The organism is Arthrobacter sp. Leaf141, assembly GCF_001424565.1.
Lineage (GTDB): Bacteria > Actinomycetota > Actinomycetes > Actinomycetales > Micrococcaceae > Arthrobacter.
On the sequence record NZ_LMOL01000016.1, the window covers coordinates 36523 to 50953 of the forward strand.

Consider the following 14431-nt stretch of genomic DNA (forward strand, 5'->3'; position numbering starts at 1 on the left):
CGGCGTCCCCTACGGCGGCATCGCGATCACCGCCGCCGTGTCCCTGCTCGGGGTCCCGCTGAACTACCTCGTCCCGGCCGACGCCTTCGAAATCGTCCTCAACGTCGCCTCCGTAGGCATCATCATGACCTGGGCCACCATCGTCCTCTGCCAGATCCAACTCAAACGCTGGGCCGACAAAGGCTGGCTGGAACGGCCCAGCTTCCGCATGTTCGGCGCCCCCTACACCGGCTACCTCTCCCTGCTCTTCCTCGTCGGCGTGCTGGTGATGGTGTTCATCGACTCCCCCCTGACCATGCTCGTCACCGGCATCGCCTCAGCACTCATGGTGGCCGGCTGGTTCGCCTGCCGCAAACGCATCCGCGAAATCGCCGAAACCCGCAAGGGCTACACCGGCACCGCCCCCGTCATCGCCAACCCGGCGGCAGACACCTTCAAGAGATAGCCGGCAGGGCGTACGACGGCGGCACCCGGGTTCCGGAATGATCCGAACCCAGGTGCCGCCGTCGTGGTTTAACGCCTGCCGCGGCTCACTTGGCTGGCTTCACCACCATCGCCGAGCCGCCGCCCCGCCTGGCAGGCTCGGCCACGGCCAGCACACCGCCTGATGGCAGGAACTCAATGGCGGTGGCGGCGCCGATCTCCGCCGCCGAACTGCCTGGCGGGCCGGCAGCCGTGAACTTATGGCCGAACGGGGCCAGGCCCGGGCCGTACCTGTCGATAAAGCCCTGTTCCGCGCTCACCGACGCCGTGTTCCGCTGGGCGGCACGGGGTGCGGCCACGGCGTCGAGGAGGCCCATCTTGAGATCGATCCTGTTGATCAGGGTCTGCAGGACAGTGGTGATGATGGTGGAACCGCCCGGTGAGCCAAGGGCCAGGAACGGCTTGCCATCCCTGAGCACGATGGTGGGCGACATGGACGACCGCGGACGCTTGCTCGGCTGGATCCGGTTGGGATCTTCCTCATCAAAGACGGTGGAGAAGTCGGTGAGTTCGTTGTTCAACAGGAAGCCCCGGCCCGGAACCACAATCCCGGACCCGCCGGTCTGCTCAATGGTCAGGGTGTACTCCACCACGTTGCCCCACTTGTCGGACACCGTGAGGTTGGTGGTGGAGATGTTCTCCGTATCAGTGTCATTGGCCAACGGGACCGGCGGTGTGGTGCAGGCGCCGTCGTAGGACAAAACATTGCCCGGTTGCACGGGTTTGACGGCGGCCTGGAGCGGATTGAGCTGGCAGGCGCGTTCCTTGCCGAAGACCGGGTTGAGGAGCGCTGCGGTGGGAACCGGCACAAAGGCGGGATCGCCCACATACTCGGCGCGGTCCGCAAACGCGAGCGCGCTTGCCTCCAGGTAATGGTGCAGGACTGACGGCCGGGCTTGTGCAGTGGCCGGCAAATCGAAGCCGGACAGGATGTTCAGCGCCTCACCCACCGTGGTGCCGCCGCTGCTGGAGGGTGCCATGCCGTGGACGTCATAGCCGCGGTAGCTCACCTTGGTGGCTGCCTGGTCAATTGCCCGGTAGTTGGCCAGGTCCGCCACCGTCATGGAGCCTGGCGGAACCGGCAGCTCCGTGTCGGCAGCTTTGGGTGGGGCCTGGACCGTGGCCGCAATCTCCCCGGCGAGCGGGCCGGTGTAGAAGGCGCCGGTTCCCTGCCGGGACAGCAGCCGGTACGTCTCCGCGAGGTCCTTGTTCCTGAACACCGACCCCACCACCGGAAGCTGTCCGCCCGGAAGGAACAGCTCTGCAGTGGCAGGGAACGCTTCAAAGCGGGCCTGGTTGTCCTCGGTCTGCTTGCGGAAGGTGCCGTCGACGACGAAGCCCCGGGTGGCCACCTTGATGGCGGGCTTCAGGGCCTCGGCCAGGCTGACGGTGCCCCAGCGCTCCAGCGCACGTTCCCAGGTGGCGGGCGTTCCGGGCACACCCACCGAAACGCCGCTGGTCACCAGGTCCGGGCTGAAGGTGTAGGGCCCGCCGGTGGCCGGATTGATGAACGCGTCACTGCGGATCCCCGCGGGCGCAGTCTCCCGGCCGTCGATGGTGCCCACCTTCCCGGTGGCCGCGTCATAAAACACAAAGTAGCCGCCGCCGCCAACACCGGCGCTGTACGGCTCCGTGACGCCCAGCGTCGCTGCTGCCGCAACCGCCGCGTCGGCCGCGTTGCCCCCTTTGCGGAGGACCTCGATGGCCGCCGCGGACGCTTCGGGATCTACGGTGCTGACGGCACCGCCGGATCCGGTGGCGGTGGCGCTCCGGTCCGTTTGCCGGGGATCGGCAGCGGCCGGCGTCATGATGGCACCTGTGGTTACGCTCATTGCCAGCACAGCCGTAATGGCTGCGGCCCGGCGTCCCGGATGTGGCATGGTTGCTCCTAACGGGGTGGGTGAGGTGCGCCACACCTTACTCCCGCGCCACGTTCAGTTCAACGACGAACCTCCCGGAGGAACAGCATGACCAACTGGCGGATCAGGGATTTCCACTCTGCTGACCTGGACGGCATCCTGCACCTGTGGGAGACCCTCAAGGCCCACAACGTGGAGCCGGTGTACGCCCTGTCCGAGGTCCTGGCCTCCTGCGAAAAGGACCATGCCGTGGTGGCGGTACAGGGCGAACAGGTGGTGGGTGCCGCGGTGGGCCGCGCTGCGCACGACCAGGGCTGGATCGTTTTCCTGGCCACCCTGCCCGAATACCGCGGGCGGGGCATCGGCACCTCCCTGCTTGCCGCCGTCGAGAACCGGATGGCGCCCCACGGGCTCAACAAGCTGTCGGCGTTGATGCCCGAATCCGAAACCCGCGTGGAAGCATTCCTGAGCCGCGGCTTCGCATTAAAGAAGAACCTGCGCTATTTCGAGCGGACCATTCCGGTGCAGCGGCAGGAACTTGGCGCCCTGGGCCAGCTGGGCGGCCGCATCCTGGCCCGGGACCTCTGGGAGAACGTCGCCGGCATGCGCAAGGAAAAGGAACTACTCGAACGCAGGCTGGTGCTGCCGTTGGCCGAGGCTGACCTGGCGGACGAGTTCGGTGTGGTGCCGCCGCGCGCAGTGGTCCTCTTCGGCCCGCCCGGCACGGGCAAAACCACGTTTGCCAAGGCCATCGCGTCCCGGCTGGAGTGGCCGTTTGTGGAGGTCTTCCCGTCCCGGCTGGCCGCCGATCCCCAGGGCCTGGCTGGCGCCCTGCGGGAGACTTTCCTCGAAATCGCGGAGCTGGAACACGCCGTGGTGTTCATCGACGAGGTGGAGGAGATCGCCTCGCAGCGTTCCGGCGAGCCCCCCTCGCCCCTGCAGGGCGTCACCAACGAGCTCCTGAAGATCATCCCGGCCTTCCGCGAACAGCCCGGCCGGCTGCTGGTGTGCGCCACCAACTTCATCCGGGCCCTGGACACGGCGTTCCTGCGGCATGGGCGGTTCGACTACGTCATCCCCATCGGGCTGCCCGACCGGCAGGCGCGCACTGCCATGTGGCAGCGCTTCATCCCGGCCGCAGTGGTGGACACCGTGGACGTGGAGCTGCTGGTGGAACGCACGGAGGGCTTCTCACCGGCGGACATCGAATACGCTGCCCGCAGCGCCTCCCAGCGGGCACTGGAAAAAGCAGTGTACGACGACGGCGGGCTGGCAACCGGTGGCGGCGCGGCCGCCCGGGCGGCAGTACGCCGTGGTCCAGCCACCCAGGATTACCTGGACGCCATCGGGGACACCCGCACCACCGTCAGCGCCGAGGTACACGAGGACTTTCTGGTCGACATCAACGCTTTGGGACGGGTCTGACCCGGCTATCTTTGAACCATGTCTTCAAACCCCCTCCGGCACGCCCTTTCCCGCATGGGTGGCCGTGATCCGCACGAGCAGCACCGGGCCGCCACACCTCTGGAACTTTTCTTTGACCTGACCTTCGTCATTGCCTTTGGCGTGGCCGGAAGCCAGCTGGCCCATGAGGTGGCGGAGGGCAAATTCGTACCCGGCCTGCTGGGGTTTTCCTTCGCCATGTTTGCGGTGATCTGGGCGTGGATCAACTTCACCTGGTTCGCCAGCGCCTACGACACCGACGACTGGATCTTCCGGGTGGTGACCATGGTGCAGATCGTGGGTGTCCTCATCCTGACCATGGGCATCGAGCCGATGTTCCACTCGCTGGTGGAAGGCGAGCATGTGGAGAACCGCGTGATGGTGGCCGGATACGTGCTGATGCGGCTGGCGCTGGTGGCCCAGTGGCTCCGGGCCGCCCGGCAGGACCCTGCCCGCCGGGAAACGTGCCTGCGCTACGCGAAGTACCTGGCAATAGTTCAGGTGGGGTGGATCGCCCTATTGCTGGTGGAGACGGACGTGGCCACCACCTTTATGCTGACCATCCCGCTGGTTGTGCTGGAAATGGCCACCCCGTACGCGGCGGAACGGAAAAGCCGGACACCCTGGCACGCCCACCACATCGCTGAACGCTACGGCCTGCTGGCCATCATTGCGCTGGGCGAATGCCTGATCGGCGCCATCGAAACGCTCCGGGCCATTGTGGCAACCAACGGCTGGAGCATGGACGCCGCCCTGGTGGGCTTCGGCAGCACAGCACTGGCCTTCGGAATGTGGTGGGTCTACTTTATGCTTCCGGCCGGCCGCGCCCTGCACGTCCGCAGGCACCGCTCCTACCTCTTCGGCTACGGCCACATCCCCATCTTCGCCGCCATCGCCGCGGCCGGCGCAGGCCTCCACGTGGCTGCCTACTACATCAACCACGAGGCACACGTTGATGCCGCGGTGGTCATTGCCAGCATTGCCATCCCGGTTGCCGTGTTCAAGACTGCCCTGACGTGGCTCTACAGCGTCATGATGAAAAGCGCCGACAAAACCATCCTGGCCGTGACCGCGGGCGTGCTGGTGTTGCTCGCCGCCAGCATTGGCATGGCTGCAGCGGGAGTACCGGTCACCCTGTGCCTGCTGCTGATTGTCCTGGCCCTCGCCGGTTCCGTGGCAGTTGATGAGTTGCGGGCTTCAGGCCGCATCCACGCCGCCCTGGAAAAGCTGGAGGCGGAGGCTACCGCTCCCCGTCCGCGATAGGATTTCCGTCCGCGTCCAGGTGCGGGCCCGCCTGGTCGTAGGACAGGTTTTCGTAGTCCGTGGCGTCTTCCTCATCCAGGCGGTCGTCCAGCTCTTCAAGCAGCCACGGGTTGACCCGGGCCAGGATCAGGCGGATGTCTTCTGTTGGCACCGCGGCGTACAGGACGGGCCGGGCATCCAGGTACTTGGTGACCGGGGGCTTGTCCGGCCATTTGTCAGCAAGCGCCTTGACCCGTTCCGGCAACGAGTTGTGGGCGTTGTCGGCGATCTTGACCAGGGCCGCGTCGGGGTCCCCGGCGATGTCGCGGATCACCGCTGCGTAGTCGTCCGGGTCGTCGTGCAGCCGCGTGGTGACGCGTTCGACGATGTTGACGGCCCGTTCCGGTACCCCCATTTCCAGCAGCGCCTGACGGGTGACGGGGGTGTCCTCGGCAATGTCGTGCAGGTACCCCGCGATCCGGATGTCGTCGTCGAAATCCGCCAAGGCGTCCCCCACCGCCAGGACGTGCTCCCGGTAGGGCCGCTTGAGCTTGTCCTTCTGCCGGTTGTGCGCCACCTCCGCCAGAACCCTGGCGGTGTCGACGGTAAAGCGGGGCATGGACTCTTCGGGCTGTTGGTCTTGCATGGAACCAGCCTATGGGACGGGGCTACTGCTTGCCGTACTTGCGGTGCACAGCCTGCTTGCTCACACCCAGGCACACGGCAATCGCCTCCCAGGACAGGCCCGCCTGCCGAGCGTTCCGGACCAGCGATGACTCCGTCCTGTTGACTTCCTTCCGCAACTCGGCCACGGCGTTCAACGCCGCCGCCGGCCCCATCCCGTCCATTGATCCGACCAATGTCTTCATCCGGTCCACCTCCATACCGTCAACATTAGTTGACGGACGCGGCATCGTCAACCAAGGTTGACGGAGGGCGGACCCTGTGGCCGCCAGATCCACGGCTGCCGGGACAGGCGGTCCGGATCAAAGGCCCCCAGGGCGTTGCCCAGGGGCCCCGGTGGCAGCTCCAGGGAGGACAGGATGGAGTCCCGCACGGAATCCGCGGGGACGCCGCCGGCCGCCAGGTCCGTCAGGGTCACAGCACCGTCGCGCTTGGCCAGCCGCACTCCCTGGCCATTGAGCACCAAGGGGACATGGACATATTCCGGAACGGGAATATTCAAGAGGGACGCGAGGTAGGCCTGGCGCGGAGTTGATGGGAGCAGGTCGTCGCCGCGGACCACTTGGTCGATCCCCTGCTCGGCATCGTCCACAACCACTGCCAGGTTATAGGCGGTGACGCCGTCATTGCGGCGCAGGACAAAGTCGTCCACGACGCCGGTAAAGTCCCCGTGCAGCCGGTCGTGGACCATGATGGCCGAAACTCCGGCGCGCAACCTGATGGCAGCCGGGCGCATGGCGCGCTTTTCGGCCCGCTCAGGGCCCATAAGGTTCCGACAGGTGCCCGGATAGGCGCCCTGCGGCGCGTGCGGCGCAGACGGCGCCTCCTGGATTTCCCGCCGGGTGCAAAAACACTCATACGTCAGTCCAGCCGCCTCAAGTCCATCCAGGGCAGCAGCATAAAGCGCTCCGCGGTCCGTTTGCCGGACTGCAGCGCCGTCCCAGGTCAGTCCCACGGCAGCCAGATCCCTCAACTGCGCCGCTTCGGACCCCGCCCGGGCCCGGTCCAGGTCCTCCACGCGCAGCAGGAACTTCCGGCCCGTGGACCTGGCGAAAAGCCAGGCCAGGACTGCCGTGCGCAGGTTGCCCACATGCAGGTCACCCGAAGGGCTGGGAGCAAAGCGGCCGGCGGAATCCATGGTTCAAGCCTATGCGGAAGGGCATCGCCGGTCCGCACAGGCTGCGCAGCCGCGTTCCCGCTGCATAGCCCCATCTCGACCGCACAGCCGCACCTCGACCGCACAGCACAAGGGCCCCTCAGCTACCGATGCTCCGGTGACCGGACGTCGGTGGCTCAGGGGCCCTTGCCGTGGGCGGCGCGGAGAGACGATGCGTGAACAAGAGTCAATCAGCGGGCGGCCTCCTTGCGGGAAGCGGATCCAGCGCGTCCGGGTGGTGTGTGCCGGAAGGCCGTCAGCCTGCGGGTTTGGCGGTAGCCGCTGCCCTGTTGCCACTATTTCAGCAAGAGACCTACAGTTGGTGCAAGAGGCTGGCTTATCCTTGATCAGATTGACCAATAAGCACACAGTCGACCGGCAGGAGTTGAACAGATTGCAGGAACTTGATGCAACGGACCGGCGGATCCTCCGGGCCCTGGATGCTGACCCGCGGGTTCCCATCATGGTGCTGGCACAGAAACTGGGCCTGGCGCGCGGCACGGTGCAGTCCCGGCTGGAGCGCATGGGCGCTTCCGGCGCGCTGCGGCCCAACAGCAGCCGCGTCCTTCCGGGGGCGCTGGGGCGCGGGGTGGCGGCCGCCGTGAGCGCAGAGCTGGACCAGAGCCACCTGAACGAAGCCATCGACGCCCTGCGCAGGATCCCGGAGGTCCTGGAATGCCACGCGCCCGCCGGGGACACAGACCTGCTGATCCGTGTGGTGGCCACCAGCCCTGACGATCTCTACCGGGTATCGGAGGAAATCCGACTGTGCCCGGGCATTGTGCGCACCTCCACCAGCATGTTCCTGCGCGAAGTCATTCCCTACCGCACCACCGGGCTGCTGGCGGACTGAGCGCGGGGACGGGGACATCTCCCCATCGCCGCCTGCCCCCATCCCGGTTAAGCTTGCACGGAACATCCAATCGGGGGTAGGCATGACGGGCACTTTCTACGGCGGCGACGTGGCGCAGCTCCGGCGACTCGCCAGGGACCTCGCGGGTGGAGCGACCCGGCTCGAGGCCCTGTGCCGGCAGCTCAGCACCACTGTGGGCACCGGCGCCTGGAAAGGCCGCGACGGCGACCGCTTCCGCAGCGACTGGACGGGAACGCATGTAAAGCTGCTGCGCTCCGCCACGGCCGGACTGGAAGCAGCGGCCAAGGCCGTCCTGGCCAACGCCGATGAGCAGGAGAAGGCCAGCACCGGCGGGAACGGCGGATCCGGCGGCCCGCAGGGAACCGGCCCAGCCGACGCCAAGGCGCAGGAGCTGACCAACACCCTGGCGGCCATGACGCCCGCCGAACGGCAGGCCTACCTGCAGAGCCAGGAATTCCGGGACTGGGCCTTGGCCAACCCCGCTGCAGCGAAAGCTGCCATGGATGCTGCCGCCGATTCGGGCCTGATCTCCAAAAACTCGCCGGAGTACGCCGCGTTCCTCAGCGACTACTGGAACCACCAGGCAATGCTGGACATGGGCATCGACCCTGCCAGCTGGGACACCGCCCTGGGCACCGAACCGAACTGGGAAACCATCAGGAGCGTCTACGACTTCTACGGGCAGGCCTACCTGGCCAACCCGGACCTTCAATGGGCGGGAATGGCCAACATGATCGGCCCTTCCTTCGCCGGCGGATTCCGGGACATGGCGATGCTGCGCGACCTGGCCCAACAGATCGCGGACAACCCGGTCTCGGACATCCCGCTGCCCATCCTGGATCAGATCGAGGACCTCGCGGGGATGACCGACGAGGAGATCCGCTTTTATGAAACCAGCATGCTGGACATGAACAAGGAAATCTTCCTGGACCAGGCCCGGCAGCACCAGGCCTACCTGGACGGCGGACTGGCCGAGATCAACCGGCTCCGCGATTCCGGCGCCATCGATCCAGGCACCGCCGCGGCCTGGGCCGACATCGATTCCGGTGATCCAGGCCGCGTCCAGGAAGGAAACACCTCCCTGCTCTACCGCGAGCAAAACGAGATCATCGCCGATGACTACGACGCCATGAGCAACCATCCCGGTGGGGAAGCCGTGACCTACCTGGTGACCCTGGCCGGCGAACCGTCCATCCCCGGCGCCCGGAGCTATCCCGAGGTCTTCCCGTACACCTTCAGCGTGGAGAGCCCTGGAACGCAGAACATCCCCTTCACCAACTGGGACAACCCCACCCAGTTCCGCACCGACTTCACCACGGGCTTCCCGGACGGCAACATTGCCAACGCCGACCAGCGCTGGGAGCTGATCCGCCAGGACACCCTCCCCGCCTACCAGGACCTGCTGGCCACGGATCCGGACCGGGCCGCGCAGATCATCGGCTCGGACTTCGATGACCGGGTGGAGCAGTACCGGCCCATCAACAACATCCCAGGCATCATGGACCGGTTTGTGGACGGCTTCGGGGCGGAGGTCCACCAATGACGGCCACCCGCACAACCGGAGCCCGGCCGCACCGGCGAGGTACCGCCGTCGTCCGCCTGCTCCTGCCCGTACTGGCACTTGGCCTGACGCTGGGCGGCTGCCAGGCCGCTCCACCCACCTCCACCGACCCGACCTCACAGGGGAGCACCGTGACAACCTCAGAATTCTCCACCCTCGACGCCGCCGGCGTGGCCACCATCCGCGAGTCGAAGGCCGCGCGGCTGGACATGAGCTCCGGCCGGCTGGAAAAATCGGCCGTCAACGTCACGGACGACAGTTACGGCCCGGAGATCAACACCCGCGACGCCGGGAAAATCAGCCTGTCCATCACGGCGCCCAACGGGGAGGTCTCCGGCGAAACGGACCGGATCCGCTTCAACACCACCGGCAGCCGCCCCGACTTCAGCGAGGTCACCTACTTCCTCACGGCGGACTCGGCAGCCGACTACTTCAGCCTGGTCCGCGATGGGGTCCGGCGCTACGGCATCGACAGCGGCTCGGCGGAGCGGTGGATCAGCAGCGCCGAGGCTGCCCCGGATGCCAAAAGCGACTTCTCCCTGACATCCGGAAACGCCACGGGGCTGGAAATCACCTACGACCTCAGGTACGACGGCGGCGCAGGCACCAGGGTGATCATCGTCCACGTCCTGCCGGCAGGCTGAGCCCGTCCCGGCAGCTGCCTAGACCGGCGGCCCGGCGTTGGATTTGAGGTTCTTCATCACCAGCGTGGAAGTCAGCCGCTCCACGCCCGGCAGGGACGTCAGTTCAGCATCGTAGAACCGCTGGTATGCCGGCAGGTCGGCCGCGATGACCTTCAACAGGTAGTCCGGCGAACCAAAGAGCCGCTGGGCCTCCACCACGTTGGGGTTTGCTGCCACCCGGCTCTCGAAGATCTCCATGGTGGCCCGGTCCACTTGGCGGAGGGTGACAAACACAATCGCTTCGAACCCCAGGCCCACAGCGGCCGGGTCCACGTCCGCCTTGTAACCGCGGATCACACCTGAGCGCTCCAGGTCACGGAGCCGGCGGTGGCACGGCGCCACGGTCAGGCCCACCTTCGCGGCCAGCGCCGTGGCCGTCATCCGGCCATCCTCCTGCAGGTGGCGCAAAATATTCCTGTCAATATGGTCAATCACGCAATAAGCGTACTGTCGCGGCGTCCATCAGGGCTAAAACCGGACAGCACTTATGGCGCGATCTTTCCTAAAGTTTCTTTTGTGAACCCCCAACTGTTTCTTGCGTTTGTGCTGGTGGCTGCCGCCCTGGCCTGCACCCCCGGCGTGGACTGGGCCTACTCCATCACGGCCGGCCTGCGGCAGCGCAGCTTTGTCCCCGCGGTGGCCGGGCTGTGCAGCGGATATGTCCTGCACACCGTCCTGCTGGTGGCCGGCCTCGCGGTGGTGCTGACCGGCATGCCCGGTGTGCTGGCCTGGCTGACCCTGGCCGGCGCCGGCTACCTGATCTGGCTGGGTGCCGGCACCATCAGGTCCTGGCGCGGTGCGAGCTTCGCAGCGGCGGACGCCGGCGGCGGTACCAGGCTGCGGACATTCCTGCAGGGCATGGGCACCAGCGGCATCAACCCCAAGGGACTGCTCTTCTACGTGGCACTGGTGCCGCAGTTTGTCAGCGCAGACGCCGCCTTGCCCGTCCCGGTGCAGTCCGGGGTGCTGGGCATGACCTTTGTCCTCCTGGCCGGACTGGTGTACACGGCGGTGGCGCTGCTCTCGCGAACGCTGCTGCACAGCAGGCCCGGGGCCGCCAGGGTGGTGACCCTGACCAGCGGGATCATCATGCTGGTGCTGGGTTCGGTACTCGTGGCCGAACAGGTCCTGCCGCTGGCCGCAGGACTTTAGTCCCCCGTATCGCCGCCCAGCCGTTCCCATTCCTGCTTCCAGATCCGGCGGGAATCCTGGTCGCGCCGGATCCGTTCCTGCTCGTCGATGTCCCGCCGGCCTGGCGTTTCGGAGGGTTTCCGCAACCATTCCCTGGGGGACATCCCGCGGCGGCTGATTTCGATGACCAGCGCTGTGCGGTCCGCCATGGCATCGTTGCGAAGGACCATGGCCGTGCCCCGCCGCCGCAGGACTTCGGAGATGGCGTCCTGGGCCTCGTCCAGCCAGCCCTCCCGGCGCAGGGCCCGGGCCCGCACCAGCAGCAGGGCAGCAGACAGGTCGTCCTCGTTCAGCAGGCCTTCCGTCCAGGCGATGACCGCGCCGGTCCGGCCCAGCGTCAGGGCCAGGGAACTGCGGGCCAGTGCCGAGGGAAGCGACGGCGGAAGCCAGCTGACAGCATGCAGCGCATCCTCCAGGCGCCCGGTCTCCCGCAGCGCATGCGAGAGGGCCAGCAGCACCGATTCCTCGCTGAACAGGACCGGCACCTCGACTTTTTCCGCCACCTCGACGCGGGTGACCACCCGCGAAAGGTACGTAACGGCGTAGCGGTTGGCGTCGTCGTCGTTCCGAAGGTCGAATCCGCGGCGCAGCAGTTCCGAGGCGCGCCGGTAGCCGGCATTCCGGTAGGACTGGAGGCCCGCCATCAAATGGCTCAGGCCGGCCCAGCCGGGATGGTCCCGGGCCAGGGCAAGGAGCCGGTCCGGCCGCCCTGAGGCGTAGACGGCCTGGTGGAAGGTTTTAGCGGTCCGGGATTCGCGCCGGCCCAACCGCGGGATGTCCCCTTCGACGGCCAGGGGGGCGGAGTCGCGGACGCCGAGCATCCCCGAGAGCAGTCCGCCCACGCTGTCCGTCAGGCCGCGGACGGGCGTCCATAACTGGGCTGTGCCGAACGGCGTGAGGTCGCGGGTGTCCTGATAGATCGGTTTGGCATCCCCAACGGTCATGGTTCCATGCTATCCAAGGAGCTGGGTGCCCGGGGCGGGGCCCTTGGACCGTTCCATGAACCACTCGGTGAACGCCGCTGCACGGCCGGATCCGTCCATCCGTACCACCCAGAGGTTCTCGTAACTGGGACCCTCCACGTAGACGGTGACCCCTTGGACGAAGGCAGTGGCGCCGTCCGTACCCAGCAGCTCCCAGGTGAAGGACCAGGCCCCGGGCTCGTCCCTGGCGGCGAGCCACCTGTCGGTGATCTCCTGCCGCCCCCGCCACGGGTGCGGATCGTGGGGGCGGGTCTCGTAGACCGCGTCCCCGGTGAAAAGGCCGCCGATGTCTTCAGGCCGGTTGCTGGCCCACGCCGCCTGGTAACGCTCCATCCACGCCGCGATGTGTCCGGCGGCCATCGTGCTTTCCGTCATCCATCCGTTCTACGCCGGGCGCCGCGGCCCGGCAAGTGCCTAGCCGTTGACTGCGGCCACCCATACGCCGATCACCCAGGTGCTGGCTGCGAGCGCGGCCAAGCCGAACTCCACCAGCATGCCCAGGCCGGTGGCTTTCAGGGCAGCCCAGCTGCCGGCCGCGGCGGTCCGGAAGTGCCGGGTCCTGAACAGTTCGCTGACCAGCAGCCCGACGGCGAAACCAACAAACAGGCCCACCACCGGAATGACGAACATGCCCACCACCGCTGCCGCCAGGCCGGCCATGATGCTGCGGCCGGGGATGGCGTGCTGCCTGAGCTTGCGCCCGGTCAGGACGGCGCTGGCCGCCATGCCGGCCACCACAAACAGCATGCCTACCGCAAAAACCACCCACCCGGCCGTGCCGGCGCCGCCCCAGACGGCCCAGGCCAGGAGGCTGGCGCCAATCAGGATGCTGCCCGGCAGGACCGGGATGATGGTGCCTGCAACGCCTACCGCAATGGCCAGGCCGCACAGGATGGTCACGAGGGTTTCCGGGCTCATGCCCCCAGTTTATGGCCGGGAAACTAGCCGGCTTCCACCGCGGCGGCGACGGCGGCTGTCACGGCCGGGGCAACCCGGGGATCCAGCGGGCTCGGAACGATGTAGTCGACGGCCAGGTCCGCCGCGGCCAGGTCTGCGATGGCCCGGGCCGCGGCCAGCTTCATGGCCGGCGTGATCCGGCGGGCGCCGGCATCCAGCGCACCGCGGAAGATCCCCGGGAACGCCAGGACGTTGTTGATCTGGTTGGGGAAGTCACTGCGCCCGGTGGCCACCACGGCTGCGTACTTCACGGCGACTTCGGGGAGGACTTCCGGGTCCGGGTTGGAAAGGGCAAACACGATGGAGTCCCGGTTCATCAGGGCCAGGTGGGTTTCGTCCAGCTTGGAGGAGGAAACGCCGATGAAGACATCCGCGCCGGCGAGGGCTTCGGCCGGGCCGCCTTCCACCCCGCGGGGGTTGCTGCGGCCGGCGATCTCCGCCTTCTTGCCCGCGGCTCCGGCAAGGTCCGGCCGGGCGCTGTTGATAACGCCGCGGGAGTCCAGCAGGACCACATCGGTGACGGCCGCGGAGAGCAGGATTTCGGCGACGGCGATGCCGGCCGCCCCGGCGCCGGACACCACAACGCGCAGTTGACCAAGTTCGCGGCCGGTGACTTTGGCGGCATTGGTCAGTGCGGCCAGGGCCACCACTGCTGTGCCGTGCTGGTCATCATGCATCACAGGGCAGTCCAGGGCTTCGATGAGCTTCTCCTCAAGCTCGAAGCACCGGGGCGCCGCGACGTCCTCGAGGTTCACGGCACCAAAGCTGGGGCGTAGCCGGACCAGGGTCTCCACGATCTCGTCAACATCGGTGGTGTTCAGCACCAGCGGGATGGAGTCGAGGTCGCCGAAGGTCTTGAACAGGGCGGATTTGCCCTCCATCACGGGGAGCGAGGCGCTGGGGCCGATGTTGCCCAGGCCCAGGACGGCGGTCCCGTCGCTGACCACAACCACCAGCCGCTCGGCCCAGGTGAGGGTGCGGGCCAGTTCCGGATTCCTGTGGATGGCCCGGCTGACCTCGGCCACGCCGGGGGTGTAGGCGATGGACAGATCCCGCTTGTTGGTCAGCGGCACCGTGCTGGTGATAGAGAGCTTGCCACCCCGGTGGGCGTCGAAGATCTCGGCCTCGGTCAGGTCTGTGGCTGCGGAATTGTCGATGGCTGTGGCTGCGTCAATGGACACGTCGTTGTCTCCTGGTCTGCCGTGGGCGCACGGCATGGGGGCTCCGGCCCGGGCGGGCGGGGCGCAGGTGATGGGTGCGGCGGGCCCTGGGGTGCGGGTCCGGAAGTCTGCAGAACCCGGAACGGCAAGGGATG

15 protein-coding genes and 1 pseudogene are annotated in these 14431 nt (G+C 67.3%); 7 read left to right on the forward strand and 9 right to left on the reverse strand.

Translation table 11 applies throughout. From position 1 onward, the window contains the following. Window positions 1-445, forward strand: a pseudogene (locus ASF72_RS11920) (amino acid permease); the annotation flags it as partial. Window positions 446-530: 85 nt separating this feature from the next. Here the strand turns inward: ASF72_RS11920 and ggt are convergent. Then, window positions 531-2363, reverse strand: coding sequence for a gamma-glutamyltransferase (ggt, locus tag ASF72_RS11925; protein ID WP_056599127.1), 1833 nt, complete (start codon window positions 2361-2363; stop codon window positions 531-533). An 87-nt stretch (window positions 2364-2450) separates the two neighbouring features. Here ggt and ASF72_RS11930 point away from each other — a divergent pair, with 87 nt between their 5' ends. Together ASF72_RS11930 and ASF72_RS11935 are read left to right on the forward strand one after the other, a co-directional pair. Further along, window positions 2451-3767, forward strand: a complete 1317-nt coding sequence (locus tag ASF72_RS11930) for an ATP-binding protein (RefSeq protein ID WP_050683575.1) — start codon at window positions 2451-2453, stop codon at window positions 3765-3767. An 18-nt stretch (window positions 3768-3785) separates the two neighbouring features. Beyond that, a complete protein-coding gene (locus ASF72_RS11935) occupies window positions 3786-5048 on the forward strand; it encodes a low temperature requirement protein A (RefSeq protein WP_056599130.1) in 1263 nt (420 codons plus the stop codon). Here the strand turns inward: ASF72_RS11935 and ASF72_RS11940 are convergent. The 3 genes from ASF72_RS11940 to gluQRS are packed head-to-tail and all read right to left on the reverse strand — an operon-like array spanning window position 5026 to window position 6849. Continuing rightward, window positions 5026-5673, reverse strand: a complete 648-nt coding sequence (locus ASF72_RS11940) for an HD domain-containing protein (RefSeq protein ID WP_056599133.1) — start codon at window positions 5671-5673, stop codon at window positions 5026-5028. The genes ASF72_RS11935 and ASF72_RS11940 overlap by 23 nt on opposite strands. 22 nt (window positions 5674-5695) lie before the next feature. Next, complete coding sequence (locus ASF72_RS11945) at window positions 5696-5896, reverse strand: AsnC family protein (RefSeq protein WP_235504714.1); 201 nt, start codon at window positions 5894-5896, stop codon at window positions 5696-5698. Between the two features lie 47 nt (window positions 5897-5943). Beyond that, window positions 5944-6849 carry a tRNA glutamyl-Q(34) synthetase GluQRS gene (gluQRS, locus tag ASF72_RS11950; protein WP_056599138.1) on the reverse strand — a complete coding sequence of 302 codons (906 nt, stop codon included), beginning with the start codon at window positions 6847-6849 and terminating at the stop codon, window positions 5944-5946. Window positions 6850-7261: 412 nt separating this feature from the next. Between gluQRS and ASF72_RS11955 the strand changes: the two genes are divergently transcribed. The 3 genes from ASF72_RS11955 (at window position 7262) to ASF72_RS11965 (ending at window position 9946) form a co-directional block, all read left to right on the forward strand. Next, a complete protein-coding gene (locus ASF72_RS11955) occupies window positions 7262-7720 on the forward strand; it encodes an Lrp/AsnC family transcriptional regulator (RefSeq protein WP_050683579.1) in 459 nt (152 codons plus the stop codon). Window positions 7721-7802: 82 nt separating this feature from the next. Continuing rightward, a complete protein-coding gene (locus ASF72_RS11960) occupies window positions 7803-9284 on the forward strand; it encodes a hypothetical protein (protein ID WP_056599142.1) in 1482 nt (493 codons plus the stop codon). Further along, window positions 9281-9946, forward strand: coding sequence for a hypothetical protein (locus ASF72_RS11965; RefSeq protein WP_056599145.1), 666 nt, complete (start codon window positions 9281-9283; stop codon window positions 9944-9946). The genes ASF72_RS11960 and ASF72_RS11965 overlap by 4 nt, the downstream gene beginning before the upstream one ends. Before the next feature lie 18 nt (window positions 9947-9964). Here ASF72_RS11965 and ASF72_RS11970 read toward each other — a convergent pair whose 3' ends face one another. Next, a complete protein-coding gene (locus ASF72_RS11970; RefSeq protein ID WP_082178095.1) occupies window positions 9965-10420 on the reverse strand; it encodes an Lrp/AsnC family transcriptional regulator in 456 nt (151 codons plus the stop codon). An 81-nt stretch (window positions 10421-10501) separates the two neighbouring features. Here ASF72_RS11970 and ASF72_RS11975 point away from each other — a divergent pair, with 81 nt between their 5' ends. Beyond that, window positions 10502-11137, forward strand: coding sequence for a LysE family translocator (locus tag ASF72_RS11975; protein WP_050683582.1), 636 nt, complete (start codon window positions 10502-10504; stop codon window positions 11135-11137). Here ASF72_RS11975 and ASF72_RS11980 read toward each other — a convergent pair. Genes ASF72_RS11980 through ASF72_RS11995 form a run of 4 tightly spaced genes read right to left on the reverse strand, consistent with a single transcriptional unit; the run spans window position 11134 to window position 14297 of the window. Further along, entirely contained in the window at window positions 11134-12120 is a 987-nt protein-coding gene (locus ASF72_RS11980) for a hypothetical protein (RefSeq protein WP_056599148.1), read from the reverse strand. The genes ASF72_RS11975 and ASF72_RS11980 overlap by 4 nt on opposite strands. Window positions 12121-12129: 9 nt before the next feature. Next, a complete protein-coding gene (locus ASF72_RS11985) occupies window positions 12130-12534 on the reverse strand; it encodes a nuclear transport factor 2 family protein (RefSeq protein ID WP_056599151.1) in 405 nt (134 codons plus the stop codon). Between the two features lie 39 nt (window positions 12535-12573). Continuing rightward, window positions 12574-13077, reverse strand: coding sequence for a DUF456 domain-containing protein (locus ASF72_RS11990; RefSeq protein WP_056599154.1), 504 nt, complete (start codon window positions 13075-13077; stop codon window positions 12574-12576). A gap of 23 nt (window positions 13078-13100) precedes the next feature. Then, window positions 13101-14297 carry an NAD(P)-dependent malic enzyme gene (locus ASF72_RS11995; protein WP_056599157.1) on the reverse strand — a complete coding sequence of 399 codons (1197 nt, stop codon included), beginning with the start codon at window positions 14295-14297 and terminating at the stop codon, window positions 13101-13103. Window positions 14298-14431: the final 134 nt, after the last annotated feature.

Bases quoted from the DNA above. Each gene is read 5' to 3' on its own strand.
- gluQRS (WP_056599138.1), bottom strand. From the start codon at position 6,849: ATGGATTCCGCCGGCCGCTTTGCTCCCAGCCCTTCGGGTGACCTGCAT.
- ASF72_RS11965 (WP_056599145.1), top strand. From the start codon at position 9,281: ATGACGGCCACCCGCACAACCGGAGCCCGGCCGCACCGGCGAGGTACC.
- ggt (WP_056599127.1), bottom strand. From the start codon at position 2,363: ATGCCACATCCGGGACGCCGGGCCGCAGCCATTACGGCTGTGCTGGCA.
- ASF72_RS11985 (WP_056599151.1), bottom strand. From the start codon at position 12,534: ATGACGGAAAGCACGATGGCCGCCGGACACATCGCGGCGTGGATGGAG.
- ASF72_RS11980 (WP_056599148.1), bottom strand. From the start codon at position 12,120: ATGACCGTTGGGGATGCCAAACCGATCTATCAGGACACCCGCGACCTC.
- ASF72_RS11940 (WP_056599133.1), bottom strand. From the start codon at position 5,673: ATGCAAGACCAACAGCCCGAAGAGTCCATGCCCCGCTTTACCGTCGAC.
- ASF72_RS11945 (WP_235504714.1), bottom strand. From the start codon at position 5,896: ATGAAGACATTGGTCGGATCAATGGACGGGATGGGGCCGGCGGCGGCG.
- ASF72_RS11930 (WP_050683575.1), top strand. From the start codon at position 2,451: ATGACCAACTGGCGGATCAGGGATTTCCACTCTGCTGACCTGGACGGC.
- ASF72_RS11960 (WP_056599142.1), top strand. From the start codon at position 7,803: ATGACGGGCACTTTCTACGGCGGCGACGTGGCGCAGCTCCGGCGACTC.
- ASF72_RS11990 (WP_056599154.1), bottom strand. From the start codon at position 13,077: ATGAGCCCGGAAACCCTCGTGACCATCCTGTGCGGCCTGGCCATTGCG.
- ASF72_RS11935 (WP_056599130.1), top strand. From the start codon at position 3,786: ATGTCTTCAAACCCCCTCCGGCACGCCCTTTCCCGCATGGGTGGCCGT.